Consider the following 26,644-nt stretch of genomic DNA (forward strand, 5'->3'; position numbering starts at 1 on the left):
TTTGAAAGCTTTATCCATTAAAGGCTAAATACACCATCAATTCAAAATTAAGAAGAAAAATGAAGAAAGATCACTTTTTCTTTGCTCTTTGAAGTTTTGCCTCTTCAAATGCCTTTGTCCATTTGAGTTTTCTTGGGTTTCTGCCCATAAAGAAGTACTTTTCACACTTCCTCGAACAGAAGAAGTATACTCTCCCATCGTTTCTAACATACATTTTTCCTGTTCCAGGCTCGAATTCCTTTCCACAGTATGAGCAAACGTTCCACCTTGCCATTTACATCACCTTCTTGCCTTAATTTCTCTGGCTTCTCTTTCAGTCTCTCTGAGGATAACTATGTCTCCAATTCTGACTGGGCCTTTGACGTTTCTTCTGATAACTCTCCCCTTGTCCATACCTTCAAGAACACGAACCTTTACTTGAGTAACCTCTCCAGTAACTCCTGTCCTTCCTACAATCTCAATAACCTCTGCCGGGTATCCCTCGTCTGACATTTCTCACACCTCTAATGATTGTAAATATAAAAACTCGCTCAATTTAATGAGAGTGAGGAAAAGGGAGCTCACTTAGCGAGCTCCCTAACTTTCATTGCGATTTCTTCAACAAGTTCACGAGCCTTACCAGGCTCGATTATAGCAACACTTGCAGATGGAACTTCAATACCTGCAGCAGCTCCAAGCTCCTTCTTACTTGGAACATAAATATAGGGTATCTCTTTTTCCTCACAGAGGGGTGGTAAGTGAGCCACAATCTCTTCGGGATCAACATCTTCAGCTATTACTACAAGTTTAGCCTGGCCCCTCTCAACAGCCTTTGTTGTCTCGTTTGTACCTTTCCTAACCCTTCCAGTGTCTCTTGCAACCTCAACTGCTTCAAGAGCCTTCTCAGCAAGCTCTTTTGGAACCTCAAACTTTACGTAACTTGGCTTTGCCATTTCACATCCCTCCAAACTTCATCGTTCATCGAGTCATCAAGTTAGGGAAGGATGCTTGCTTTTTAAATCTTTCCTTTCTTTTAAGAAGGAGAATTAGAAAAGGCAAAAGAAAAGAGTCAACCCTCATATATCACATACTCTTTATCAGCTATAAACACAGGTTCTACTCTTATCCCTCTAACCTCTACTCTATCGCCATATTTTTCTTTGAGCTTTTCAATATATGGTTGGATGACAACTGGGAAGTTAGCTTCTCCTTTGAACTCCAGTACTTTGTCACTTGTAGTTAGTCCATCAGCAATTTTTTCATAGTGAATTATATCCATATGGGGCTCAAACGCTGCATTCGGGTCGTCTCTGCTCTCCCCTTTAGTTCTAACAAGATAAATTACTGTTGCCCTAAGATAAAGTCCAAGGTTTGAATAATCTTTCCTGAACCCTGCTTTTAATTCAAGTTCCCCACTCTGACCATCTCCAAAAACTCTTATTGGATTCGTTATTTTGCCGTCTACTTTAGGAGCTTCAGTAAGGACTCCAACTGGGCCTTTCTGTATAAGAACTAACTGGTATCTTGTAGCATTTGGTAGTTTTAATTCAACTTCTAATGGGGTCTCATTAAGATGGTTAACGTTGACATTCTGGGCTATTACTTGTTCACTTACAAGCTTATCTCCATTGTATGCCCTTAGTTTTATTGTGGCGTCCTTTATGTCCCTTCCAAATGCTGAAATATAAAGTTTGGCCTTATACTCTCCTGGCGTAAGCTTTGAAATCGACTCCCAGCTACCATTCTTATAAATCTCAATTTTATAAATGCCAAATGGAGTAAATTTATATGTATTCAAGTCATTCGTACTTTTCACAAGCTGGAAGTTCGAACGTAGCTTTCCAACAAATCGTGCCTCTGTACTAATAGGAACTCCAAAAGCTAGTTTCATGAAATTACTTGTTGCCACTTTATGGTAAACAGCAACAGCGTAATTCGGAAAGACATAGACAACGTATGGAAAGTTCCCTTTCCCGGGTATAACCTCCCCAGTTTGCAAATCTACTGTTTGCACAGGTTCTCCTTGCTGATTACCAGCTATTATTATTCCTACTTTCTTCCCATCCTGTTCAACTATCTGGAACTGAATACCATAAGGACTATAATACGCCTTCTCCCCAATTTTCTGATTGAATGGAAGAATCATACCAGATTTATCTCTTTCAGTCCTTGTTATTGCTCCTCCCAAATAACTAATAGCATTGAACTTAGCCCAGTCTTGTATCCACACAATAAAATAATTAAGCTGCCAGCTTTCAAAGTCCACTTCACTCTGATTCCCATCATTTGCAAGGAAGCGGGCTATTATATAGTCCCTATCTCTAGCATGACCACCATCTGCACTTGCTCTTCTATTACCCAACAAAGAGCTTTCAATCCAGTATCCATAATCCCACCATGAGGTTGCAGTATCGTATTCATGTGTATTTTCCCTAAGCCATTCAAGGGTTTCCTCCCAACTCGGAGTCACTGCATCTCTACTAACCTTTGCAGACTTATAGGTCGTGTTTGCCCCAACTATTGGTATGGGTATAAAAAGAAGTATTAACAATACAGCGTAGAGTGCTTTTGTAGAGGCCTTTTCCTGCATGGATTCCACGATCCTAAAAAGTTCGCCAACTAAGATACCGAAAGCAAGTAATACTGCACCTGAAGCGAGGAAAAGAAATCTTACAGCAGTCCACATTAGATAAACCGAAAGTCCATAGAATACCAACATGAAAAGATTATCACTTTTCACATCACTTTCATTAAGCGTGTTTTTAAAGAATTTAAAGCCTACTATTGCGATCCCAACAAGAGAAAGTAAAAAGACTAATCCATCAGTACCCTTAACTGAGTAATACCTCCTTACGTCTTCCCACGTAGTTTTTGCCAGCTCTTGAACAGTCTCATATACTTGGGTTGATTGGTATGCACCGCTCATTAATGAGAAAAGCTTGGGACCAACATAAAGATAGGCTCCAGTAATACCCAATAGGGTAACAACAGCAACAACACCGAATCTATGGGTTCTGTCAGAGTAGTTAAGGTATTTCCCTCCATAGAGCATGAGCACTGTAAGCAATGTCAGTCCAAGGAAAACTTCAAATGCGAATTTTATATGTCCCCCAACTCTCACGATTCCGTTGAATGTTAATAAGTAACCTATGAGAAGAATTGCTAAATAAGCTGGATAGAAGTCTCTAACGAACGTCTTTACTTCATCAATTTTGCCAAAGATAAACGTTACTACTACATAGAGACTTGCGAATCCTAGAAGCACCATAAGACCAAATGGAGAACCATTCCAAACTGTAAGCATTAGCACACCAGAGATTATAAAAAGACCTCCAAATAAGGATTTCTTTCTCAGATCACTGCTTTCAAAGTAGTAGAACATGAATAAAGCAGAGAAAATAAAGAACATTAAGAACGGCCCATCACCTCTAGCATTTCCTGAAAATGTCCTTGTCCAGTGAGCTACTGAAAACATCATGGCTAAGGCTGCCCAAATGCCAGCCCATTCCGAATGGAGTTTTCTCCCAAGGAGGTAAATTCCAATTATACTGAAGAACCCAACAAGAGGGGGCCATGCTTTAAAAACCCCAATTGCATCAACTCCAAAGGCGGAGAACATTTTATATAGTATTGCTGGGAGTATGTATAAACCTAGTGGCTCTTTCACAACAGAACCAAATGGAGCATCAGATAATGGATAATACTTAGGAATCCACTCTTGAATTGCGAGTTTATAAATCTCAAAGTGATAGAATGTGTCTGGATCTATAAAGTACTTAGTTTGACCTGTTGCAGCCCTAATTTTGTACCCAATAATTCCAATAACAATCACTAGTATGGGAAACAAATACACTCTAACTTTTGAGAAATCAAAAGATGAGGAGGATTTTTCCCCTCCTTTAGATTTTTCCTTAACTTTCGTCTCCACCATTTTAAATCACCTCATTCAACGGTAACCGACTTTGCCAAATTCCTAGGTTTGTCCGGGTCATTACCTCTAAGTATCGCTAAATGATAAGCTAGCAACTGCAGTGGTACTATATACACAATAGGACTTAAAAGTTCATCTATTTTTGGCATCTTTAGAAACACTTGACTTACTTTCTTAAGTTCCTCGCTATCCCCAAGACTTATAACAAACCCTTTTCTTGCGTTGACTTCCTGTATATTAGAGATCATCTTCTCGAACGTCTTTCCAGTGGGAGCAATTGCAACTACTGGAACTCCATCTTCAATTAGGGCCAATGGGCCATGCTTGAGTTCGCCCGCAGAAAGGCCTTCTGCATGAATATAACTAATCTCCTTAAGTTTTAAAGCACCCTCAAGGGCTGTTGCTACACTCGGACCCCGTCCAATATAGAAAAAGCCCCTTTTCATTACTAATTGCTTTGCCAAGCTCTTTATCTTATTCTCATAGCCTAAAACTACCTCAACATATTTTGGAAGTTCTTGAAGCTGTTTTTCAAGGCTCATGAGGTACTCTCTATCTACCGTATTCAATTTTTTAGCCAGTGCTATTGCAAGCATCATTAAAACCGTAAGCTGTGTTGTATAAGTCTTAGTAGCAGCGACACCTATTTCTGGCCCGGCATGTGTATATAGAACAAGATCACTTAGCCGAGTTGCCATACTTCCAACAACGTTTACAATGCTCAAAACTTTTGCACCATTCTTCTTAGCAAGCCTTATCGCCGCTAACGTATCAGCAGTTTCCCCACTTTGAGTTATGGCTATCACAAGGGAGTTTTCATCCACTATATCTTCAAATTCATATCTAAATTCGCTTGCTTCCTCTACCAAGACTGTTTTATTCGCTAAACGCTGAAGCAGGTATTTAGCAGCAATTCCCGCATGGTACGACGTCCCCATTGCTACTACAAATATCTTCTCGTACTTTGCTATCTCTTCTGCCACTTTATTTATTACTTCAAGATTTCCATGTATTGCATCTTTTACTGCTCTCGCTTGCTCATGGATCTCTTTAAGCATGAAATGAGCATAACCTTGCTTCTCTGCCATCTCAAGGGTCCAGTTAATCTCATGGATTTTTTTATCCTTTATATCTCCCGTCTCTAGGTCTTTCACCACAAAAGAATCCTTATCCACAATTGCATACTCTCCATCATCTAAGAATACTACTTTATTTGTATAGGGGAGAAAAGCGGGGATATCGGATGCTGCAAACATTTCATTATTCCCTACTCCAAGAACGAGGGGGCTTTCATTTCTAACAAAATACAAATGGTCCCGATCCTCTGTATATATAATACCCAGTGCAAAAGATCCCTTGAGTCTCAAAAGGGCCTTTCTCAATGCTATCTCAAAGGATTTTGATCTTGTTAACTCCTCTTCAATTAAATGGGCAATAATTTCAGTATCAGTATCACTCTTAAACTTATGACCCCTCCTTTCGAGCTCTTCCCTGAGTTCAATATAATTTTCAATTATCCCATTATGAACGACTGCTATCTTACCTGTGCAATCAGTGTGAGGATGAGCATTAACATCATTAGGGATACCATGAGTGGCCCATCTTGTATGACCAATCCCTCTCTTCCCTGGAAGTTGAGCAAGGCCTAATCTCTCCTTAAGTTCGTTTATTTTACCCGCTCCTTTTTTTATGAAGAGTTTTCCATCTTCCGTTACTACACCAACTGAATCATATCCTCTATATTCAAGTCGTTTAAGACCATCAACAAGAATTTCAGCAGCTTCTTTCTCTCCAATGTATCCTATTATTCCACACATTTCACTGCCCCCTCATTTGCACTGTAAATCGTAATATTCTAGAATAGATTAAAAGGTTTCCCTAAAACCTTTGCTGCATCCAATCTAAGTTCAAGCTAAACATTTGCTTTTCGGTTAGAATAGTTCAAAACAATTTCTATCCCTTTTAAGTCTCTGAAAATTGGAGATTATGCCAACATGTCCTTCAAGAATAATTGGAACACTTCCAAAAAATCTATATATTTGTTTGAATGGTATTAGTTTGGGTGGGTAAATGAATAGAACCCTTGATGAATTCATTAAAGGAGATATTAAAATCAGCAAAGAAAATTCATTAAACAATAAAACTCGAAAAAAGAGGCTCAAATCCACAAAACTAGATCAATTCCTACCTAATGAACATATAGACTACTTCAAGGCTCTTAGAATAGGTTCAAAGAGAATACAAAGAATGAAGATAATCGAGGTTTCGGCCAAAAAAGAGGAAAGCTAATCAATAGATTCAGCGATTATTGCCTTATCATTGAATTTGAATAGATATGCTCTTTTATCCCCTCTTAATCCTTGTTCTATTCTTCTTCTAACTTTCCAGTATTCAGTGTCGGGTATGGAGATTTTAAGGGTAGCTCTCCCATATCCCTCTCTTTTTAGAAACTCATTAATTTTTACTGGATGGAACTCCAGAACACTTTGAACCACGTAGTGTCTTTTGAAGTAATCACTCTTTATTTCTTCGTCACTTGTAGCTAATACTCGCCTTTTTTCCCTCATGAGCATCCAGAGGTTACCATCAACTATGTGAAAAAGCTCATTTATTAACCCTGCATAATTAATGCTCTGAGGAATTTCATATAAATACTCTCTAACTTCCTCACTCCATTTTACAATGTCTTCTAGATTTGGATCGCTCTCTAGCCTAATGCCTTGGGGCAATATAACTGCCGAACGTTCTGCTTTTGCTAGGGGCTCAAAGTAGAAGGTTAGTCTATTAAGTGCACCATAGAGATCTATGTATTCAAATTCACCGTTCCATGGAATCTTCTCCCTCCTTATCTGGGGAGGAAGGTCAAAGATGAAAGCATCTGTTTTATGTTTATACGCTTCATAAACCTCAAGAGGACTAGGTAAAAGGTCTTCAAGCCTCCTCTCAGGCATTTTCGGTGGCCTGGCAGGATCAGAGAAGATAATATCTGCCTCTACCTGGTTAACAATTTCTTCCTTCAAGCTATCACCATGGATGAAAGTGATTTTATCTCTAACATCGTATTTCTCAGCATTTTTCATTGCATAGAAAAGCTTCTTCTTATCTATATCAATGGCATATGCCTTATCAGCATATTTTGCGAAGAAGATGAGCTGAATTCCCACTCCACAGCTTACATCTGCTATGCTCTCTGGTTTTACCCTTTTAGCCCTGTATTCTGCAACGATCTCGTGGGTAGCGTATCTAAGTCCATCTAAGTCCATCCACAGATCTGTTCTTGAGAATTTGTTTTTTGCTTTTATTCTAGCCCTTGCTATTTCAATTATCTCATCGGCACTCTCCTTCGGGAGTCTCGCCCTTATTTTTTTCTCATCAAGCCCCTGTTTTATCATCTCAACAACTTCTTTGATATATTCCTCCATGCTACCTCACTATTCTTCCTATTTTCGGAATTTTTAAAGATTTGTGCGAAAGGGTTTAAAGAGAGTTGGATTAAATCTAGTGGGATGGGGATGAGGGAACTTAAGAAGAGACTCTACTTTGCATTGGTTGCTTTGATAATACTTGGAACCTTTTGGTATTCATATGAAAAAGCCTCAAGCTCAGAACTTTATGATTATATTGGAGACGAGGTGTGGTATATCCCAGCTGCTAGAAATGTTCTCCACAAACTTGGCTTTGAACTTCATTATCTAAATGAGACAACGAATTCAGAAGGTGTAAATATCATCTCTAAGGGTACAATAATCAAAGGATACGTGAAGGTGAGTGCATTTGGATTTGAATTCACAAGGCCATATACGAGAAACGTTGCTTTCCAAACCCCTCCTCTTCTCTCTAAAATAGGGGTAAAACTTGAATTTACACCATTAAACAAAACTCAGACATCTAATTTCGATGAAATTAAATTTAAAATAGAAGTGATAGCCAAGAGATACAACTATACGTACTATAAACCATATGCCAACTTCCCTGGAGTTTACTATGAGATTCCCCAAGAAAACATTGATGAATTTATAGAAGAAGTCAAAAAGATAGAAGAAATTGAAATTGTAAAAGGCTTTCGATATCCTGATAAAGAGAACATCCAGAACTATCTTAACACCGAACATCCGTTTCTTGGAAAAGACATTATAATGCTAGGAATGCTCATAGAGGACAAACCTATTTTTTGGCGTCTCCCTGGACTGATAGAACATGCCATCATAAATCTTATCGTCTTTTTAGTAACATATAAAATCGTGAAAAGTTATTTGGCAGCTTTCATAGCCTTAGTATTTTCTGCATTTGATCCTTTGCTATATGCAACTTCTCTTGCTGCCATGCTCGATATTCACGTAGCGTTTTTCACCGCTGTTTTTATGTATTTCTTAATTCTCGATAGGTACAGTTTAAGTGGGAGCTCAATCGGGCTTGCAGCTTCCACAAAACTCAATGGAGTATTTTCTTATCCAGTACTAGTTATAAAAACACTCAAAGAGAAAACGGAGCTTAAAAAATGCCTAGTTTCTCTAATATTCTTACCTGCAATTGCTTTCCTCCTCCCACAACTGCCAATAATTATGGCGATAGGGTTCTTCCCATGGCTTTCAGAATTTATCGGAAGCTTTGGATGGCACTTAAGTTACAAGGGTGATCATCCTGCAAATTCACCCTTCTGGGAATGGTTCATAAGCCTCAAACCTTTTGCCTTTCATTACAACCCCGACATATTTGCAGCGACCGATCCCATTTTAATGCTCTCAATGATCGTATTTATCTTTGCGATTCCATATGCTGCTATAAAAAGAAGAAAACTCCTAATTCCTTTCGGAATCTTCTGGAGCACTATAGCCTTCTATGCACTCCAATGGATCCTTGGAGGTAAGACGCAGTTTAGTTTCTATGCAACTCCCTTAGTCCCTCCTGGAGCTGTAACGTTGGGAGTAATGGCCTATGAGATAATAAAATGGGAGTATTTCAAGAATTCTATCCAAATGTACTGGAGATGGACAAAAGGCATTCTCTTGTGGATATGGGAAAAAATTCAGAAGTTTAAGACCTTTTTAAGAAATCTAAAATAGTAGATTGCGCTTCTTTATTTTTTAGTTTTTCTTCGATTTTTTCCAAGGTTTTCCAGCTTTTCCTTACTATGGGCGGAAAAACACCATGCTTCTTATAGTATTCCTCTAGAAATCGTCTTGTAATTGGGTCACTGGGATAACCGGATCCTATTTCTCCATAAGCTTCCTTGAGTTTTTCTATTGCTCTATCTCTCGTAACTTTCGCAAGAATTGAAGCTGCTGCTACTGGAATATACTTAGAATCTGCCTTATGCTCCGCTACTATCTTGGGAGAAAATGATAGTCTCTTCCCAATTACCTCTCCAAAACGTTCTTCCTTCACATCAGCAGCATCTATATAGAGGACATCAGGTTTGAGATTAAGTGAATTTAAGACCTTAATAAAGTTTTCAACTTCAAATTCGTTCATAGTACCTTCTCTATTATCTATCTCCTCAGGAGAAATCTCTAAAATAAAATAATCATCAACAAGTCTGATTATTTCCTTAAAAAGTTCTTCTCTCTTCTTAGGACTCAATTTTTTCGAATCTTTAACTCCTAAAGTTTCAAGGTTAGAGAGTTTTGACTCATCTACAACTACAGCCGCTATTACAAGTGGTCCTACAACAGGGCCCCTTCCAGCTTCATCTATGCCTCCAAGTTTCATTTTTTCTACCTCCTTAAAACTAAAGTTCCATAAACCAAACCAAGTATTATAGTGGCTATTCCACTCGGTGGAATATCAGTAAAATATGCCAATATTATAGAAAGTACCTGAACTGAGAGAGTTAAGCCCAAGCTAATCCCTAAGATCTTTCTAAGATCATTACTCAACATTAATGCTATTGCACCAGGTAAAACTGCAATAACTTGAAGGGTTATCAATCCCACAGTTCTAACTATCAATGCTCCCGTAGCTCCTACCACCACATAGAGAAGGGTAAGATAAAACTTTGCATTGCCAGAGTAACTCTCAAGCCCTTCAGCATCAAAACTCACATACAAAAAGTCCCTATAAAAGGCAAGCATGACAAAAAATATTACCACCCCACCTAGGATCAAAAAGAGTAGATCATTGAGTGTAATTAGGAAAAGTTCACCTGTAAGATAAGAAACTATACTTTGAGAGAATGCAAAGTAGGGTTTGAGTGCCATTACCTTATACAAAATTCCGAAACCTAAAACCGTAAAACCTGCTATAAAGCTAGCTATTATTCCTATTGCTGTATCACTCCCAAACCCCCTATCTTCAAGAAATGCCACCAAGATTACTACAAAAATTGTAACTATTAATGCCATCCAAAGGATTAGAGAAAGGTTTTCAAAAAGTAATCCGAGTATCATACCCAGAACCGCACCAAGGAGTAGAGAATGAAAGATAGCATGAGTTAAAAACGCCAGACCTTTCATATTTATTAAGGGACTAAGCATACCTAACAGTACACTAACCATTATACCCCCCAAAAGAGCTCTAAGTAGATACTCGGGGATCACTTTTCCTCCCTCCTATGCAAGTGTACATCACCTATAAAACAGTACATTCTCTCGCCAACTTTAACAGCTTTAGAAAGAGGACCGTATACCTTTGTTATTATCTCGTCTTTAAGTACATCTTCGGGAATCCCAAAGGCTATGAGACGTCTGTTAATGAGCATTATTTTATCACCAATCTCCGTTAGAGGGTTTGGATCATGAGTGGTTATGATTACTGTAATACCTGTCTCATGTTTTATTTTTGCTATAACAGAAACAACCTCAACCCTCGCGCTAGGATCAAGAGCTGATAGAGGCTCATCTAGCAAGAGTAATTTAGGCTTTGATACAAGTGCTCTTGCAAGTAAAACTCTCTGTTTTTGTCCTCCACTAAGTTCTGCAAACCGTTTGTCCTTTACTCTCTTAAGACCCACAAATTCTAGTGCCTTTTCCGATTCTTTTAATATTTCTTTAGGGATGCTAAAATGAACCAGACCTTTCTTATAGAGTGCACCCATAGCAACTACTTCGATAGCCTTTAGGGGCACACGTTCATTTAAAGAATGACTTTGAGGAACATAAGAGATAATATCTCTAGCTTTAACCGGAGTTTTTCCAAATACTAAGAGTTTTCCTCTGTACTCTTCATGGAGCCCAGCAATGGTCCTTAAAAGCGTGGTTTTTCCAGCACCATTCGGGCCCAGCAGAAGAAGAGTCTCTCCAGTATTTAGCTCAAATGTCACATCCTCAATTGCTCTATAACTATCATAATAAATGTTCAGATTTTCAGCTATTATCAATTTTCCACCCTCAATTAGGTTTACCTAAAAAATTTAAAAAGTTTATGGAGATTAAATGCCAAATACTCCTCTAATCTCGTTAATCACAAGTTGTACGGCCATTGAAGCTAGAATTGCCCCCATCCTCCTAATAACTGCAAAAAAACTACAAAGATATAGAGAAAAACCTTAAAAAACAAAAAGAATTCCATTTCACTCACCAAATAACCGTTCAAGCATCCACTTTTCATCAAAAGGCATTAAGTCATCGTAACCCTGTCCAACACCTACAAAAAGTATTGGGGCACCTATAGCATGACTTATACTTAATGCTGCTCCTCCTCTTGCGTCTGCATCTAATTTAGTCAAGATAACTCCATCAATTTTAACCGCATCGTTAAACTGCCTTGCCTGCTCTATTATTGCATTTCCAGCCAACGCATCTCCGACAAACATGACGAGATCTGGCTTAGTAACTCTCGCTATCTTCTTCATTTCGTCCATTAAATTTCTATTAAGTTCATTTCTTCCGGCTGTATCAACTAGGACGACATCAATTCCTCTTGCTTTTGCATGCTCTATAGCATCGTAAGCTACTGCAGCGGGATCAGATTTATAGCCGTGTTTTATGATCTTAACACCTACTCTTTTTGCATGTTCCTCCACCTGCTCTATGGCACCAGCTCTAAAAGTATCACTAGCTGCTATAACCACGCTAAGTCCGTGTTTTTTAAGCCAGTTTGCAAGCTTTGCTATAGTTGTCGTCTTTCCGCTCCCATTAAATCCAACAAAAACTATTACAAAGGGCTTTTCTTTCTTTGATTTTATTATTTCCAACAAATCTATTCTTTTTTCTGGGGTTAAGACCTCAAGAACTGCATCTCTAACAGCATTTTCAACAACTTCTCTCTTATTAGTGCCAATTTTAACCTTTTGTCCTACAAGTTTTTGTTTTATTCTCTCTTTAAGTTCATCTACAACTTCTAGTGCAACATCTGCTTCTAGAAGTTCTAGTTCAAGGTCCCATAAGGCATTTTCCACATCTTTCTCACTTATCTCTGTTTGAGCAACTTTATCAACGAATGAGCTTAACTTTTCCTTGAGCTTTCCAAACATCTGCCGCCACCGGATTTATGATAATGCGTCACATTTATAAAGATAAGCCTCAGCGATAGCTGGTATCATCACATTCTCAGTTCCGAAACCGTTCTTCATCGGCTGTTTTTTGATACACTTTATCATTTAAGGACTTTTTGATGGCGCAGAAAATATAAAGCAAAGTTAAAAACTATAATGGGTGAACAATTTGATCAAGGCATACATAAATGGAAAAATTTACACATCCTTTCAACCAGTGAAAATCGTTAATGGACTTGTTGTGGCTAATGAAAGGATAATCTATACAGGAAACTGTGAAAAAGCTATGAAAATTGCAAGAGAACTCCAAGGGGAGATAATAGACTTAAAGGGAAGAATAGTATTGCCTGGTTTTATAGATTCCCACATACATCTAACTGCTCTTGGTCAATCTCTTCAAATGCTTAACCTCAAAGAAGCAAAAAGTATAGAAGAGTTGAAAAAAAGGCTTAAAGAGTATAGTGCAAAGGTGGAAACAAGCTGGATTCTTGGTTTTGGGTGGGATCAGGAGAGACTTGGAAGATATCCAACTAGAAAAGATATAGATGAGATTATCCAAAACAAACCTGTTCTCTTATATAGAACCTGCTTCCATGTAGCTGTTTTGAACTCCAAAGCCATAGAGATTACAAAACTAAACGAGGAAGAAGACGTCGATCTTGAAAAGGGGATAGTAAGAGAAAATGCCCTTGAGAAGGTTAGAAAAATTGTAAACAAAACTCTAAGTGTAGAAGATTATAAGCATTTTATTGAGAAAGGAGTAAAGTTTGCCTTATCTCAGGGAATCACAAGCATTGGTTTCGTCAGTGTAAACGAAAAAAGTTTAAAAGCCCTCATAGAGTTGGATAGTGAAGGAAAACTGCCCATTAGAGTTTTTCTCTATCTGAACCCATCACTTCTTAAAACCATGAAAAAACTTGGTCTAAAGAAAGGAACTGGAGGTAAAAAGGTTAAAATAATGGGAATAAAAGTTCTTGCGGATGGTAGCCTCGGGGCTAGGACAGCATGGCTTTCAAAACCCTATGCTGACGTTCCCACAAACGGACACCCAAATATAAGTGAAGAAGAGCTTAGAAAAATAGTCAAAGAGGCTCATGCACTTGGTCTCCAGATGGCAATTCATGCTATAGGAGACAAAACCACAGATATGATACTAAGAATCTATGAAGAGTTCAAGAGTGATTTAAGGCCCCGAATAGAGCATGCCTCCATTTTGAGAGAAGACCAGATGAAAAAAATGAGAGAACTCGGAGTTGTCACCTCAGTTCAGCCCAGATTTATAATAAGTGATTGGTGGGCTGTCAAACGTGTTGGAAAAGAAAGAGCAGGATGGATATACCCATTCAAAAAAATGCTCAAAAGAGGGATACCCATTGGATTTGGAACAGATTCCCCAATAGAACCTATTAATCCTTGGGAGAGTGTTTATGCCGCAGTGACAAGAGGAAAATTTGAAGGAATCGAGACTTATGAATATACAAAAGAGGAGTGTCTAAGCCTGGAGGAAGCCATGAAGGCTTATACATATGGATCAGCCTATATAATGTATGTTGAAAATGAACTTGGAAGTTTAGAGAACGGAAAGTTTGCTGATTTTATTGTGGTTGATAAAGACCCCTTTGAAGTGAATGAAAAAGAGCTAAAGAGCATAAATGTTCTAGAAGCCTATGTTGGAGGCCTAAAGTATTATTAAATCCCTCTCGGCTTTAGTAAGTCTTTTTCCCTTTTTCTTTACAATAACATCATCCTCTATTCTAACGCCCCCTATCCCAGGAAGGTAAATTCCGGGTTCAATTGTAAATGTCATGCCATCCTCAAGAACAGTTCCACTAGTAGCACTTATGTAAGGCTCCTCATGCACTTCCAACCCAAGACCATGCCCAGTTCTGTGGATAAAATACTTCCCATAACCAGCTTTAGTTATATAATCTCTCGCTGCGCTGTCAACCTCCCTAGCCATTATTCCCCTATGAACGCTTTGAAAGGCCCGTTCTTGAGCTTCTTTTACGATTTCATAAATCTCCTTAAGTTTTTCATTAACTTCACCAATCGCTACAGTTCGTGTTATATCAGAACAATAGCCCTTGTATTTTGCTCCAAAGTCGAGGATTACAAGATCTCCTCTCCTTATTTTCCTTTCACCGGGTGTGTGATGGGGATTTGCAGCATTCTTACCTGCAGCAACTATGGGATCAAAAGCCATGCCCTCAGACTGTTCTCGAAGTAAAAACTCTATTTCCAAGGCTACTTGTTTTTCAGTTTTACCTTCTAAATCCATGTTAATTACTTCATAGAACACTTCATCAGCTATTTGAGCGGCTTTTTTCATTAGTTTTGTTTCTTCCTCATCCTTATATATTCTCATTTCTCTCGTAACTATACTCAGGGGAAAGAGTTCGTAATCCTTAAGAAGGTGCTCGATATTAATAAGAAAACTTGCTCTCATTGTATCTTCAATCAAAATTTTTCCGGTCTTCAAATTTAAGGATGAGAGCACATTATCTAAAATTTCATATGGATTTTCATTGTCGCTCCAGAAGATCACTTCTTCCCATTCTATTTCATTCTCATATAGTTTAGGGGCAATTAGAGTACTTTCTCCCTCCTTATTAACAACTAAAAGAAAAAGTCGTTCTTCTGTCGCTTGAGGCTTCATCCCCGTGAGATAATATAGGTTAGTGCTTGGCGTTATTAAAGCTCCATCGTATCTCCCAAGATAACTCAAAAATCTCTTCATTCTCTTCACAATCCCCACCACATTTCAATAGTAAGCAAAATTTATAAGGCCTCCTCCAAAAGTTTCCTTGGATGCCCCGGTGGCCTAGTCTGGATAGGGCGCGAGGCTGCGGACCTCGAGGTCCGGGGTTCGAATCCCCGCCGGGGCGCCAAATTTTTGAATAGACTTTTCTAACCCTAAACCAAAACTCTCTTCGCTCTAAGAAAAGATTTAAATATAAGCTCTGAAGAGCTCCAAAGCTTTTTTTACCTCTTCCTTAACACCTAGCAAATAGACCAAAAACCCTATAAAAAAGAGACTTTTTGAGATAAATATCAAGCCCTGAACCGATACTGCTAATACAAATGGGAAATAGGATCTAGGAGAAATCCCAATGTTCTTATATGAAATCCATGCCGTCATGAGAAGTATTGCCAAATAACCCAATAGTAGACCTAAAACAGCCCCATATTCCTCAAACGGCTTTATCAATGTTAACCATGAAACTAATGAAATTATCGCGCCAAAAATAGCCACAAAAGTTCCCTCTCTCACGTACTGAGTTGAATTCAATGCAACTATGCTAGGATTGTAAGCTATATACGTTTCAACTGCCATGAGGGCAAGATAGAACTCATTACCAAGAGTAAACCCAAAGAGAACTGAAAGAAGCTCTCTCCCCACAAGTATTAGAATAAAAACAATAAAAGCCACAAAAAGTGAGAGCATCTTTGTGGATTCTTCAGCAAGCCATCTAACGTAGTTCATTTCATTCTTCCCATATTTATAGGAATAAAGTGGCATTATAGCAGATTGAAACACTTGAGGAAGATATGTCAGTAAAAAAGCCGAGGAAAGCGAAGCTGAAACAATACCTGCAACAATAGAACCAGCGAATTTTTCACTCAAAAAGTATGGAGCCTGAACCAAAAAAACGCCCGAGAGCGTCCCAAGAAAAGCAAAAGAAGAATACCTAGTAAGAAGTTTGAAATCCTCAAATTTAGGCTTTCCAAGAAGTTTATTTTTGAAGAGATAAATGAACCCAGAAATGGTAATAACTAAAAGTAGGCCTATATACGGAGCATAATAATTTTCAAACAAAAAACCACCTATGAAAAAAAGAAAAGAAACACACATCACATAGGCATAAACCTCACCCCTATGAAGGCCATAAATAAAGCTTCTAAAAGTTAGTTGGAATGCTCTAAGAAGAGCTATTACTCCGAGAAATAGATTAAACGGAATCAAACAAAACCCCACAAACGGAAAAGCGAATCCTATTGTGGTTATGGATTTTATCTTTTCTTTTTCAGCTTTTGCCAGAAATTCAGAAGTATACTTTCCCAATGCAACTGCAAAGAAGCTCAGTGGAATTGCAAGAAGAAATGCTTGAGAGATTAAAGAGTTTGCCCTCCCAAGAATTTCAATGCCAAACTTTCTTGAAATAATGACACTATAAATGAACCTACTAGCACCAAAGATAGCGAGAGCAACGATGCTTGCCAAAGAATGCCTCAACATTAGTTTTCTCTCATAACTCATAAAAGAAAATCAGATAAAGCAAAATTTAACCTTTGCGGAATCCAAGGTAGAACCCAGCTACAAATGCTCCTGTTCCTGGAAGAATTCCTACCGCCCTCTCAGCCAAAGTTAAGGTTGATGTTGTTGCGCTTTCTGCAAGATTGAAAAGGGCATCGGTATTAATACTTATAACTCCTTTTTGTTGAAGCCAGAAAAGGCTCAATATATAAGCTCCTATCAAAGTAAGTACTATTTTGATGAACTTTTTAAGCGCATACCCCGTTATAAAACCCACAACTGCTCCTATTCCCATGTCACCCATTATTCCACTAATATCGAAGTTCATCATGCCTCACCGTTTATCTTTTTGGAAATAATTGATTAAATACTTTTGCTTTTTGATTTTATAATAACAAAATGTTTAAATGCTATGAAATCCAGATATTTACAATACATAAAAGTTTTAATGTTAGATAATATACACCATCAAAGGTGATACAGATGACGACTCCCATGGATAGACTGAAAGAGAAAATAACGAAAGAAGTTCTTTGGATGTACATACTGAGACTTCTAAAAGATAGAGCAATGTACGCATATGAACTTAAAAATGAAATAAAAGAGAGGTTTGGATTTGAACCCGCTACTGTAAGTAGTTACGTTGTTTTATACAAACTTGAACACGAAGGATACGTCACCTCAGAATGGCAAGAAAGTGAGACTGGAAGGCCCTCGAGAAAATATTACAAACTTACTGAAAAGGGAGAAAAGCTCCTCGAAGAAGGAATAAAATTTATAGAAGAATTATTAGAGAAGCTCAAATGACACTAACGTCCAGCTCCTCCTCTTGGCTCTCTAGCTTTTGCTCTTAGTCCCTTGTATCCGCACTTTCTGCATTTTTCTGCTTTCCATGGATTAGTAGCACCGCACCTCATACATATATATTTCCTAAATATCCTTGCCTCAGCTTCAGGAAACCTCGCCATTTTAATTCCCTCCATGATCTTGACTGTGTTCACTTACAAGCATTTCTTTTTAAGCTTTACCTTTTTTATATTATCCACCGAAAGCTTTTTAATCAAACCTTGCTCTTTCACTTATGAGCGGGGGTGCCCGAGCCTGGCCAAAGGGGACGGACTTAAGATCCGTTGCCGTAGGGCTACGCGGGTTCGAATCCCGTCCCCCGCACCAGTTTTTATAGAGATTCTGAAATAGTTTTGTGTATAAAACTATCATTTGAAATTCGGATATTTTTTTAAGGAAAAATTTTTATTTTCGAATTATCATTTTAAATACTAGAGGTGAAAAAATGCCAACCTTTCTCTTTATGCCTGAAGTGGAAGCGGTCTTCGAAGAACTTAGATTTGGCGAAGGAGTTTTAATAGAGTACAATTCCCTCACCCATCCAGATTTGTTGCTTTATATGCTTATTCAGTGGGCAAAAAAGAGAGAGTATAAAGTCGTCGTTGATGATAATCTTGATACATTTTACACTTTCAAGACAACGCTTGATCTATTAGGTCTTGATACCAGAATTTTAGAAGATATATTAGTTATAAAAACTGGTGGAAGAAAGAGAGTTGGCAACGTTATCGGACAAATTCCAGTTAATGACGTTCGTGTAGAATCTACTAAGTATATAAGCCTCTTTAGTTCCACAATAGAAAAAGGGAATGTAATTAACCCGGTGTTGGGCCTTGATAGGGCCTTTTATATACACAGTTCAAAAGAAGAAATCATGACATTATTGGGCAATGCTATAGCTTTTAAGGGAGACAAAAGAAGAATTGCATTCTATTTTGTCAATATTGATGTTCTTAACAAGATCCATCCAGCAATTTTATCTTGGCTTGAGGAGCTTGCTACAACAGTAATACGAGTTCAGGGACATTTAGAAAAAATGAAAGTAATTATCATAAAATCAATAAACGGACCTCTAACCGGAAAAGAAATAGTTGTATCACTCAAAGCATGAAAACTTACCTCCTTGCATTAAGAACAAGCTTATCAAAGAAAATCGAGATCCCAGAAGTAGGGGTGTAGACTCAAAAACATCTCTTCTAAATATAGATAGTTAAAAATAAAACTAGATAATCAAAGGTTTCTTAAACCTGGAAACCAGTATTTTCTACCTCTTTTTTCCTTCTCTTCATCCCATTCAGCCAATATCTTAACAGCTTCGCTAGCAACTAGGGCAGCTTCTTTTTCACCCTCTTTTCCAAACTGATTGGTTACTCTATTAGCAAAAACTGCACAAACACAACCTGCCCTAAGTCCATAAATATTCGCCAGAGTATAAAGTGTTGCTGCTTCCATTTCAAAGTTAGTAACCCTTGCTTGCCTTAAATCATCTATAAGGTGTTTTGCAAAGCTTGGGAAGTAACCATTTAAACCAGGTCTTGCCTGACCAACATAAAAGCTATCTGTAGAAGCTGTTATCCCCACATGATATCTAACACCTAAACTCTCAGCAGCTTCAATAAGAGCTAACGTTACCTCAAGGTCAGCTGCAGCTGGATACTCTATTCTAACATACTGTTTTGATGTCCCTTCCAGTCTAACGGCTGCTTTTGCTATTATTAAGTCACCGATTTCTATACCTGGTTGAATTGCACCAGTAGAACCAACTCTTATAAATGTATCCGCTCCTATAGCAGCCAATTCTTCAATTGCTATAGCAGTAGAGGGTCCACCAATTCCTGTGGAAGTAACGCTTATAGGAACTCCCTTGTATTTGCCTGTATGAGTTCTATATTCTCTATGAAAGGCTATTTCCTTGGCTTCATCCCAAAGGGTACTTATCTTAGGGACTCTCTCAGGATCACCCGGAAGAAGGACATATCTGGCAACATCTCCGGGTTTACAAGCTATATGATATTGATATCCTTCTTCAGTTTGAGGCCTGTCTGCTGGCATGAACTTCTTCATACACCTCACCTCCAGAGTTATTTTAGAAAAGACCTATATAAATGAAACCCTTAATAATAGAGAGGTGGTACTGTGTTAAAATGCCAAACATGCGGAAGGATTTATGAGAACTTCAAGATTATATGTAAGTGCGGTGGAGTTCTAGACTATATCAGTGAAATTGAAAATAACTTTGATTCCCTACTCAAAAAAGAGTTCCTAGATGTTAGAAGATATCTAGAGTTTTTGCCTGTAAAAGAAGAATTCCTACCAAAGTTGATACTTCCAATAACCCCAATTGTGAAAAGAGAGATTAATGAAATTCATGTTTTTTTCAAGCTCGAATACCTTATGCCAAGTGGCTCTTTTAAAGATAGAGGCACTTATGTAACGATAGCAAAGTTAAAAGAGGCAGGAATTAAAGAAGTTACTTTGGATTCCTCAGGCAATGCTGCTTTAAGTTTAGCCCTATTTGGAAAAAGTGAGGGGATAAAAACCCATATCTTTATTCCAGCGTATACGAGCGAAGGGAAAAAACAACTGCTCAAATTTTTTGGAGCAGAAGTGCATGAAATCCAAGGTTCACGGATGAAGGTACATGCAATGGCCAGAGAATTCAAAAAAGGACTTTACATCTCCCACTGGTATAATCCGTATTTCATTGAGGGAACTAAAGTGATAGCATATGAAACATATGAACAAATAAGAAGCATTGACTATATATTAACTCCCGTAGGTAGTGGAAGTCTTTTTTTAGGAGCTTATAAGGGATTTAAAGAACTAAATATTCTTGAAAAAATCGAGATTCCAAAAATGATAGCTGTCCAAGGAAAAGGTTATGAAAGTCTTTGTGAGAGGAGTGATGAAAGAAGCAATTTAGCAGAGGGAATAGCGATCCCTGAACCACCAAGGAAGAAGCAGATGATCGAAGTTTTAAAAACAACCCATGGAACATGCGTCTCCGTTGGAGATAGGGAGATCAAAAAAGCGCTTAATGAATTAATCTCTATGGGATTTCTTGTTGAACCAACTTCAGCAACAGCTTATGCAGGATTTAAAAAGCTTTTAAACGAGGAGTACTTTGAAAAGGGTTCTAAAGTTCTAATACCTCTAACTGGATCTGGACTAAAAAACGTTTAAATGGAGCCGGGAGGGGGATTTGAACCCCCGTAAAGCGGATCTGCAGTCCGCCGCCTCGCCTCTAGGCTATCCCGGCATTTTACCCTAAAGAAGATTTTTGGCGCCGCGGCGGGGATTTGAACCCCGGAGGGACCACGCCCATCGGCTTAGCAGGCCGACGCCATACCAGGCTAGGCTACCGCGGCATGCTCAACATTAAGGAGTCTGGGAGGGTATTTAAATCTTTCGCAAATGGCAACGCTAGAATCTATGAGTATGCACAGAGTGCCTTTTTGACGCCAGTATTAAAAAACCATTGACAAGAAATGGCCAATAGTTTAAAAGAACTTTCCATACATATGCTGAGGTATTGGGCAGAATATCAACCGCCTTCCCCACAAACAATCTGCACAACTGGGCTCATTACCCCAACAATCAACATCACTCGTAGTAACAAAGTCACATGACTCTCGAAGGGAACAATCTGTACAAGAGGGGTAGGCATAATTCTTCATGATAAATCGGAACCAAGTATAACGCCTACTTCTCCATATGTCGCTTAATCTTTCCTCTTTCACGTTTCCAAAAGAATACGCATTGACCTTTTTCTTTCTTCCAAAAATGTACTCATAGTAAGTATGAAGAAATCTGTAGCATGGGGCTACCTCACCATCCCATCTAATAACAGCAGCATTATTTTCATCAAACTCGCATCTTCTTTCACTCTTCAGCTCAAAATAGGGGATCTTCATATATAATCCATAATGAGCCATTTTTTCAAGCTCCTGGACATAGTACTCCATGTCAACACTACCATCATAAACAATGTCGTTTATTTGTTCTTCAGCCATTGGAATTAAATTTGAAAGCAACAGAGTATCAGCACCGATATCCCTAAGATAACGAGCTATTTTAGATAGTTGATTATAGTTTTCTTTAGTTACAACAACCTCAACACCAATAGAAGGTTTCCCTGTCCCATACTTCTTTTTTAATCCCACTAATTTTTGTATTTTTTTGGCTGTAAGAGCAGCGGCTAAATGTCCAAGAGTTATGGCACCAGAAACATTTGGAACAGTGTCCATGGAAAAATAAATCAACTCTACTCCAAGCCTTACAAGCTCTTCAAGAACCTCATCTGTAAGCAAAGTACCATTTGTCGAAATTCCTAAGGCAAAACCTCTTCTTTTTACCTCCCTAACCATCCTAATGAACAGAGGATGTACAGTAGGTTCTCCAATACCCCCAAAAAGTATCATCTCTAGCTTTGGAAATTCCTCTGCATCATCAAGAATTTTTAAAAACAGATCCCAATCCATGTCTCCTTCTTCATCTTCCCAATATTGTTTAAAACACATTTTACACTTTAGATTACACCGGCTTGTTATTTCAATATAAAGATACTTCATGTCAAGTTTGGGTTTTATTGTGACTTCTGCATCCCAGAGTTTGAATTTATGCTCCATTTAACCCCCTCCAGCGGGGGGGAATACACTAACTGTATCATCTTCTTTCAAGGGAGTTTCAGGGCCTTGGAGATGCTCTATGTTACGACCGTTAACAAGTATCATAAAACCTTTCTCAATTTCCTTTTTGAAACCAGGAAAAAGCTCATCCATTTTATCCAGAAGCTCCCTTACGGTCTTAACCCCATTTATCTCCATAGCCCTCTTTCCTGTGAATCCTATAAGAGTTGCAAAAAGCTTAACTTTTACCATTATTCCTCACCTTAAAAATATTTCACTTCAATAACATTAAAAATTTTTTATGAAAAAAATTTCATAAAAGAAAAAGACTCACATAAATTCATCAAGACCAAGCTCTTTAAGCTTCTCTTCTGGAATCTTTCCGTCTTCACTCCATCCACGAAGTGCATAGTATCTTGGAAGCATTTCTTTAAGTCTAACTGTGTGTCCTTTGTTTGGACCTTCTGGCATTGGCTCTTCAAGGAAGCGTCTTGGAAGAGTATCGTCTTTAGCTGGATCAAGGCCCGCTTTAAGGTTGAAGAGTCTCTCTGCATTCCAAATTCTTTCTCCAATCTTAAGATAGTCGTCAGTGCTAAAGTCCCAACCAAGACCTGCGTTGAGCAAATCAGTGTAGTCATCTGCCCCTAAACCAAATGTCGTGAATAGACACAATCCAGCAGCATCTATAACTGCAGTAAGGTGCTGGAAGATTATAAGCATCTTTACCTTCTCATCTCCTATGTCGTGTGGGTCCATTTTATATGGATATCCAAGAATTTCTGGACTTATCATGTAGTTCTTTATGTGACATCCACCACGATTGTTGGTTGCGTAACCTAATCCATGTCCTTCAGCACCTCTTGGGTCATATGCTGGGAGTTCCATTTTCTTAACTCCCATAAAGTACTCTGTTCCATTGTACATCTCAGCTAACCTGTATCCTCCTTCAGCAAGCTTGTCTCCAAAGCCTTCTCTCTTGGCTATCTTCTCGATATAGTAGTGAAGGACCTCGCTGTTACCAAACCTAAATGGCGGAGCTTCCCCAAGATCCTCATCTTTTATTAGTCCTTTTTCGTAAAGCTCCATAGCCGTTGCCAATGTTCCACCAGTTGATATAGTATCCAGACCAAATTCATCACACATATGATTAGCTTCAATTATAGTTGCTAAGTCATTTATGCCCATGTTTGAACCAAGTGCCCAAATGCTCTCGTATTCAGGCCCCTCAGTCTCTCCAACAGTGGGGAGTTTATTAACCCTTGCACATCCAATGGGACATGCAAAACAAGGTTTATTCCTAATAAGATACTTAGCAGCCATTGCTTCACCACTTTGTTCATAAGCGTATTCAAATACTCCTGTTTGGAAGTTCTTATGTGGATAAAGACCATTTTCATTTATTATATTCACTAGTACTGCAGTTCCAAACTTGGGCAATCCTCCACCACCAACTGGATCATTCCTTATCTTGTTCACCTTCTCTCTAACAACTTGCATGAATTTTTCCTTATCCGCAATAGGAACTGTTTTAGTCCCTTTTACAGCAATAGCTTTGAGTTTCTTACTCCCCATTACTGCTCCCGGGCCTCCTCTACCAGCAGCCCTGTGTTCATCATTCATCACTGCCGCAAATTTCACAAGATTCTCACCAGCTGGACCAATTTCTGCTATTCGGATATTCTTATCATTAAGCTCTTTTCGTATAATGCTCTCAGTTTCTCCTGTAGTTTTACCCCATAGATGAGAAGCATCTTTAAGCTCTATGTGGTCATCGTTTATGTAAAGATAGACAGGCTTTTCAGACGCTCCTTCAATTACTACCGCATCATAACCTGCTTTCTTGAGTTCTGCTCCAAAATAACCACCGGAGTTTGCAAATGTAATATACCCCGTAAGCGGGCTCTTAGTTATAACATTGTATCTCCCTCCGGTAGGGGCGCTTGTTCCTGAAAGCGGTCCTGCCGCTATTATCAATTTGTTATCCGGGCTCAGTGGATCTACAGTCGGATCCATTTCTTTTAGAAGAAGATATATCCCAAGTCCTCTGCTACCAAGCCATTTCTTTGCAATTTCTTCATCCCAACTTTCTACTTTTATTTCTCCAGTCGAAAGATTCACTCTAATATATTTTCCCCAGTTTCCATACATAAAGAAACACCTCGATGTACTATATGTTATACTTTATATATAAAAATTTAGGAAATCAGAAATGTTAATATATTGTAAAAAAGGTTAATTGAATAGTTAACGTCCAAACCTCTTCTCGTCTTGAAACCCCCCAATCAAAAGACGGAGAAGTTTGACTGTGTGTCAAGAAGAAACATAAATCAAAAATCAATATACCAGTAGAGCTCAACAAACTATAAATAATATATTTTCAATGAATCTAATGATGGAGCTTTTTAACTCAAAGCTGTGTGCTCTTTGCAAAGGGAGAAAATTGCTATGTGGGCGGCCTACTTGTCCGATTCTTGAACGTTTTAGAGTAGCTAAAAGTATAGAGGAAAAAATTAATCGTAGGGATATATTTGGCTCTTCTCCCCCGAGTATTTTCGTTGGAGAATACGGCTATCCAAAAGTTCGCATTGGCCCTTTAGTGCCACCTATAGAAGGGAATACCTCCCACCTCGACAGCCCTTTAAAATGGGCAGATAAAACAATAAAAGACATTCTTTACTATCGCTCTTTACTTGTTATGGGTGAGATGAAAGCGGATGTCAATATAAGGAAAAGTGGAAGACTTCTAAGTGAAGTACAAGAATTAGCCATGTCAATAAAACCTGTGGATAGTGAGATTCTACTTAAAAAGAAGCCCGTGTTGAAAGTTCTCCCAAGTGAATTTGCACCTCCCATAGGCCCAAAAGCCGAACTCCTCGACTTTGAACTCACTGAAAATCCAAAAATTCCAAAAAGAACGGACTATATCGTTAATGACGAGTTAAAAGCTGAACCAGCTATTATGCGTCTATATAACTGGGGGTTTGATGAGTACTATATCATAAGACTTCTTTCTGCCGGAATCTTAGGACTCCACAGAAAACTTGTCCCTACAAGATGGAGTATCACAGCTGTACAAGATACTATAGGGAAAAAACTTAGAAAAGAAGTTCTTCATTACGAACTAATAAATGAATTTGAGGTCTATTTTCATGAATTTCTTGGAAACAGATACGCTGTTATCCTACTGCCAGAAAGCTACGCATTTGAACTCCTTGAAGTATGGCTTAAGGGATCCCTCTTTGGAAGTGGGGAACCTGAGGTTCTTCATGACTATGAAGACTTTCGTGGAATTAAAGGATATGCAGAGCAAACTACTGGAGCGTACTACGCTGCCCGCCTAAGTGTTCTTGAAACTCTGAGAAAAAGAAGAAGACAAGCTCGGATACTAGTATTTAGGGAAATTACCCCAAGATACTATGCCCCTGTGGGAGTTTGGCAGATAAGAGTGGGAGTAAAGAAGGCTATGGAAAACCTCATAGGAAGATTCAACACACTACAAGAAGCCTTAAACGAAGTTAAAAAGTTCCTTGAACATCCATTTAATCAGTATCTTAAAAAAAGCTGGATTCTAAAGATGGAAAAACAAAGAACCCTCGATTACTACTTAAATTACCATAAGGTAACTTTTATATAGCTCCAAAGCTTAACATAAATAGGCCTTATTCTGCTAGAGGGGCCCCAAGAAGGGATGGACTATGGCTGACCTAATAGGAGCTATCAATGCAATTGGAAACTTAATCCTTCGGTTTATTATCGTAGCCCTAGCCCTCCTGGTTCGAAGAGAACTTAGGAAGAGAGATCTACATATCCTCAAGTTTTATGATCTATTGGTAATTAGTTTCATCGTCTATGCTATATCAAAGATATTCTTTTTACCTCTCAACTTAGATAGAGCTGGTCTCATTGATATAGATGAGAAAACTGCTAGAACATTAAATGGTATTGCTAACTTCCTAATAAACATTTTTGGGATACTTTTAGTCTATGCTTGGATAAAGCTGTTTAAGGGTTTAACTCAAAGATATAGGCTTATACCTATTGTCCAACCATTCCCTGGCGAACTCGCTAAGACCCTTCCCCCGGGAGTTTATATAACAAAGCACTCAGGAGAATTCTGTGAAAAGTGCAAAACTCTGTTACAAGGAAGAAAAGCGATCATAATAACACGACGGAAACCTGAAGACCTAAAATCAAAACTAGGGGTCGAAGTTCCAATTCTCTGGTTAGCAAAAGTTGAAGGTCCTGGTGTAATTTATCCACGCAATCTCGAACGCCTTGCACACGAACTCATCTCTTTTATGAGATCAGAAAAAGGACCAAAAAGTATCATAATTGATGGTCTTGAATACCTAATGGTTGAGAATGATTTTGAATCAGTGTTTAAGTTCTTGACGTCTCTAAAAGATTACGCTATCCTCACCGATACCGTGATAATCGTTCCAGTGAAGAAAGAAGCCCTTGAGAAAAGGAAATATGCATTACTTTTAAGAGAATTCCCAAAATTGGAAGAGCTTGAAGCTGTTCAAAAGGAATATTAGAGATACAAACTACCTCCAAGCTTCACCAAAGTTAAA

26 protein-coding genes and 4 tRNA genes are annotated in these 26,644 nt (G+C 38.4%); 10 read left to right on the forward strand and 20 right to left on the reverse strand.

Annotated elements, in window-relative coordinates; all coding sequences use genetic code 11:
- Positions 1-70 precede the first annotated feature (70 nt).
- The 5 genes from EP1X_RS04900 to glmS all read right to left on the reverse strand — a co-directional run bounded on the left by EP1X_RS04900 (position 71) and on the right by glmS (position 5,727).
- Complete coding sequence (locus tag EP1X_RS04900) at positions 71-274, reverse strand: 50S ribosomal protein L24e (protein ID WP_055282283.1); 204 nt, start codon at positions 272-274, stop codon at positions 71-73.
- 5 nt (positions 275-279) lie between these two features.
- Entirely contained in the window at positions 280-492 is a 213-nt protein-coding gene (locus tag EP1X_RS04905; RefSeq protein WP_004067238.1) for a 30S ribosomal protein S28e, read from the reverse strand.
- 68 nt (positions 493-560) lie between these two features.
- Entirely contained in the window at positions 561-932 is a 372-nt protein-coding gene (gene rpl7ae / locus EP1X_RS04910) for a 50S ribosomal protein L7Ae (RefSeq protein WP_055282284.1), read from the reverse strand.
- A gap of 116 nt (positions 933-1,048) precedes the next feature.
- Complete coding sequence (locus tag EP1X_RS04915; RefSeq protein ID WP_055282286.1) at positions 1,049-3,910, reverse strand: peptide transporter; 2,862 nt, start codon at positions 3,908-3,910, stop codon at positions 1,049-1,051.
- Between the two features lie 11 nt (positions 3,911-3,921).
- A complete protein-coding gene (gene glmS / locus EP1X_RS04920) occupies positions 3,922-5,727 on the reverse strand; it encodes a glutamine--fructose-6-phosphate transaminase (isomerizing) (RefSeq protein WP_055282288.1) in 1,806 nt (601 codons plus the stop codon).
- 253 nt (positions 5,728-5,980) lie between these two features.
- On the opposite strand from glmS, the gene EP1X_RS04925 reads away from it, so the two are divergent.
- A complete protein-coding gene (locus EP1X_RS04925; protein ID WP_055282290.1) occupies positions 5,981-6,199 on the forward strand; it encodes a PCNA-inhibitor in 219 nt (72 codons plus the stop codon).
- On the opposite strand, the gene EP1X_RS04930 is transcribed toward EP1X_RS04925, so the two are convergent.
- Positions 6,196-7,332, reverse strand: coding sequence for a 50S ribosomal protein L11 methyltransferase (locus EP1X_RS04930; protein WP_055282292.1), 1,137 nt, complete (start codon positions 7,330-7,332; stop codon positions 6,196-6,198). The two genes, EP1X_RS04925 and EP1X_RS04930, sit on opposite strands and share 4 nt — an antisense overlap.
- 84 nt (positions 7,333-7,416) lie before the next feature.
- Here EP1X_RS04930 and EP1X_RS04935 point away from each other — a divergent pair, with 84 nt between their 5' ends.
- The gene (locus EP1X_RS04935) at positions 7,417-8,973 is read left to right on the forward strand and encodes a dolichyl-phosphate-mannose--protein mannosyltransferase (protein ID WP_055282294.1); all 1,557 of its coding nucleotides are present in this window, start codon (positions 7,417-7,419) and stop codon (positions 8,971-8,973) included.
- Here the strand turns inward: EP1X_RS04935 and rnhB are convergent.
- The 4 genes from rnhB to ftsY form a co-directional block, all read right to left on the reverse strand.
- On the reverse strand, positions 8,945-9,619 hold the full coding sequence (gene rnhB, locus EP1X_RS04940) for a ribonuclease HII (RefSeq protein ID WP_055282296.1): 675 nt from the start codon (positions 9,617-9,619) through the stop codon (positions 8,945-8,947). The two genes, EP1X_RS04935 and rnhB, sit on opposite strands and share 29 nt — an antisense overlap.
- Positions 9,620-9,624: 5 nt before the next feature.
- Positions 9,625-10,446, reverse strand: a complete 822-nt coding sequence (locus EP1X_RS04945; protein WP_055282298.1) for a metal ABC transporter permease — start codon at positions 10,444-10,446, stop codon at positions 9,625-9,627.
- Positions 10,443-11,225 carry a metal ABC transporter ATP-binding protein gene (locus EP1X_RS04950; protein WP_055282300.1) on the reverse strand — a complete coding sequence of 261 codons (783 nt, stop codon included), beginning with the start codon at positions 11,223-11,225 and terminating at the stop codon, positions 10,443-10,445. Before EP1X_RS04950 ends, EP1X_RS04945 begins: the two co-directional genes overlap by 4 nt.
- A gap of 192 nt (positions 11,226-11,417) precedes the next feature.
- A complete protein-coding gene (ftsY, locus tag EP1X_RS04955) occupies positions 11,418-12,320 on the reverse strand; it encodes a signal recognition particle-docking protein FtsY (protein ID WP_055282302.1) in 903 nt (300 codons plus the stop codon).
- 181 nt (positions 12,321-12,501) lie between these two features.
- Between ftsY and EP1X_RS04960 the strand changes: the two genes are divergently transcribed.
- Positions 12,502-14,034 carry an amidohydrolase gene (locus tag EP1X_RS04960; RefSeq protein ID WP_156300708.1) on the forward strand — a complete coding sequence of 511 codons (1,533 nt, stop codon included), beginning with the start codon at positions 12,502-12,504 and terminating at the stop codon, positions 14,032-14,034.
- On the opposite strand, the gene EP1X_RS04965 is transcribed toward EP1X_RS04960, so the two are convergent.
- Positions 14,020-15,078 (reverse strand): aminopeptidase P family protein, encoded by a 1,059-nt coding sequence (locus EP1X_RS04965; protein WP_055282533.1) that lies wholly within the window; start codon positions 15,076-15,078, stop codon positions 14,020-14,022. The genes EP1X_RS04960 and EP1X_RS04965 overlap by 15 nt on opposite strands.
- A gap of 73 nt (positions 15,079-15,151) precedes the next feature.
- On the opposite strand from EP1X_RS04965, the gene EP1X_RS04970 reads away from it, so the two are divergent.
- Positions 15,152-15,229, forward strand: a tRNA-Arg gene (locus tag EP1X_RS04970).
- Between the two features lie 59 nt (positions 15,230-15,288).
- On the opposite strand, the gene EP1X_RS04975 is transcribed toward EP1X_RS04970, so the two are convergent.
- Both EP1X_RS04975 and EP1X_RS04980 read right to left on the reverse strand, forming a co-directional pair.
- Entirely contained in the window at positions 15,289-16,599 is a 1,311-nt protein-coding gene (locus EP1X_RS04975; RefSeq protein ID WP_055282304.1) for a lipopolysaccharide biosynthesis protein, read from the reverse strand.
- Positions 16,600-16,624: 25 nt separating this feature from the next.
- Positions 16,625-16,924 carry an FUN14 domain-containing protein gene (locus tag EP1X_RS04980; protein WP_055282306.1) on the reverse strand — a complete coding sequence of 100 codons (300 nt, stop codon included), beginning with the start codon at positions 16,922-16,924 and terminating at the stop codon, positions 16,625-16,627.
- Positions 16,925-17,079: 155 nt separating this feature from the next.
- On the opposite strand from EP1X_RS04980, the gene EP1X_RS04985 reads away from it, so the two are divergent.
- On the forward strand, positions 17,080-17,403 hold the full coding sequence (locus EP1X_RS04985) for a PadR family transcriptional regulator (protein WP_055282308.1): 324 nt from the start codon (positions 17,080-17,082) through the stop codon (positions 17,401-17,403).
- Positions 17,404-17,405: 2 nt separating this feature from the next.
- On the opposite strand, the gene EP1X_RS04990 is transcribed toward EP1X_RS04985, so the two are convergent.
- Entirely contained in the window at positions 17,406-17,564 is a 159-nt protein-coding gene (locus EP1X_RS04990; RefSeq protein WP_055282310.1) for a 50S ribosomal protein L40e, read from the reverse strand.
- A 117-nt stretch (positions 17,565-17,681) separates the two neighbouring features.
- Here EP1X_RS04990 and EP1X_RS04995 point away from each other — a divergent pair.
- Positions 17,682-17,769: transfer RNA gene (locus tag EP1X_RS04995), tRNA-Leu, on the forward strand.
- 118 nt (positions 17,770-17,887) lie between these two features.
- Positions 17,888-18,553 (forward strand): DUF257 family protein, encoded by a 666-nt coding sequence (locus EP1X_RS05000; RefSeq protein ID WP_055282311.1) that lies wholly within the window; start codon positions 17,888-17,890, stop codon positions 18,551-18,553.
- 119 nt (positions 18,554-18,672) lie between these two features.
- On the opposite strand, the gene udp is transcribed toward EP1X_RS05000, so the two are convergent.
- A complete protein-coding gene (gene udp, locus EP1X_RS05005; RefSeq protein WP_055282313.1) occupies positions 18,673-19,506 on the reverse strand; it encodes a uridine phosphorylase in 834 nt (277 codons plus the stop codon).
- A 72-nt stretch (positions 19,507-19,578) separates the two neighbouring features.
- Between udp and EP1X_RS05010 the strand changes: the two genes are divergently transcribed.
- Positions 19,579-20,625: a pyridoxal-phosphate dependent enzyme gene (locus EP1X_RS05010; protein WP_055282315.1), complete on the forward strand. Its 1,047-nt coding sequence runs from the start codon at positions 19,579-19,581 to the stop codon at positions 20,623-20,625.
- A 1-nt stretch (position 20,626) separates the two neighbouring features.
- Here the strand turns inward: EP1X_RS05010 and EP1X_RS05015 are convergent.
- The 5 genes from EP1X_RS05015 to aor all read right to left on the reverse strand — a co-directional run bounded on the left by EP1X_RS05015 (position 20,627) and on the right by aor (position 24,218).
- Positions 20,627-20,701: transfer RNA gene (locus EP1X_RS05015), tRNA-Cys, on the reverse strand.
- A gap of 22 nt (positions 20,702-20,723) precedes the next feature.
- Positions 20,724-20,810, reverse strand: a tRNA-Ser gene (locus EP1X_RS05020).
- Between the two features lie 132 nt (positions 20,811-20,942).
- Positions 20,943-22,070 (reverse strand): tungsten cofactor oxidoreductase radical SAM maturase, encoded by a 1,128-nt coding sequence (locus tag EP1X_RS05025; protein WP_055282317.1) that lies wholly within the window; start codon positions 22,068-22,070, stop codon positions 20,943-20,945.
- On the reverse strand, positions 22,071-22,322 hold the full coding sequence (locus tag EP1X_RS05030; RefSeq protein WP_055282319.1) for a MoaD/ThiS family protein: 252 nt from the start codon (positions 22,320-22,322) through the stop codon (positions 22,071-22,073).
- 78 nt (positions 22,323-22,400) lie between these two features.
- Positions 22,401-24,218 carry an aldehyde ferredoxin oxidoreductase gene (gene aor / locus EP1X_RS05035; protein WP_055282321.1) on the reverse strand — a complete coding sequence of 606 codons (1,818 nt, stop codon included), beginning with the start codon at positions 24,216-24,218 and terminating at the stop codon, positions 22,401-22,403.
- A 241-nt stretch (positions 24,219-24,459) separates the two neighbouring features.
- Here aor and EP1X_RS05040 point away from each other — a divergent pair, with 241 nt between their 5' ends.
- Together EP1X_RS05040 and EP1X_RS05045 are read left to right on the forward strand one after the other, a co-directional pair.
- Positions 24,460-25,704, forward strand: a complete 1,245-nt coding sequence (locus tag EP1X_RS05040; RefSeq protein WP_055282323.1) for an Nre family DNA repair protein — start codon at positions 24,460-24,462, stop codon at positions 25,702-25,704.
- A gap of 61 nt (positions 25,705-25,765) precedes the next feature.
- Positions 25,766-26,608, forward strand: a complete 843-nt coding sequence (locus EP1X_RS05045) for a DUF835 domain-containing protein (protein ID WP_055282326.1) — start codon at positions 25,766-25,768, stop codon at positions 26,606-26,608.
- The last annotated feature ends 36 nt before the right edge of the window (positions 26,609-26,644 follow it).

This window comes from Thermococcus sp. EP1, assembly GCF_001317345.1.
GTDB lineage: Archaea > Methanobacteriota_B > Thermococci > Thermococcales > Thermococcaceae > Thermococcus_A.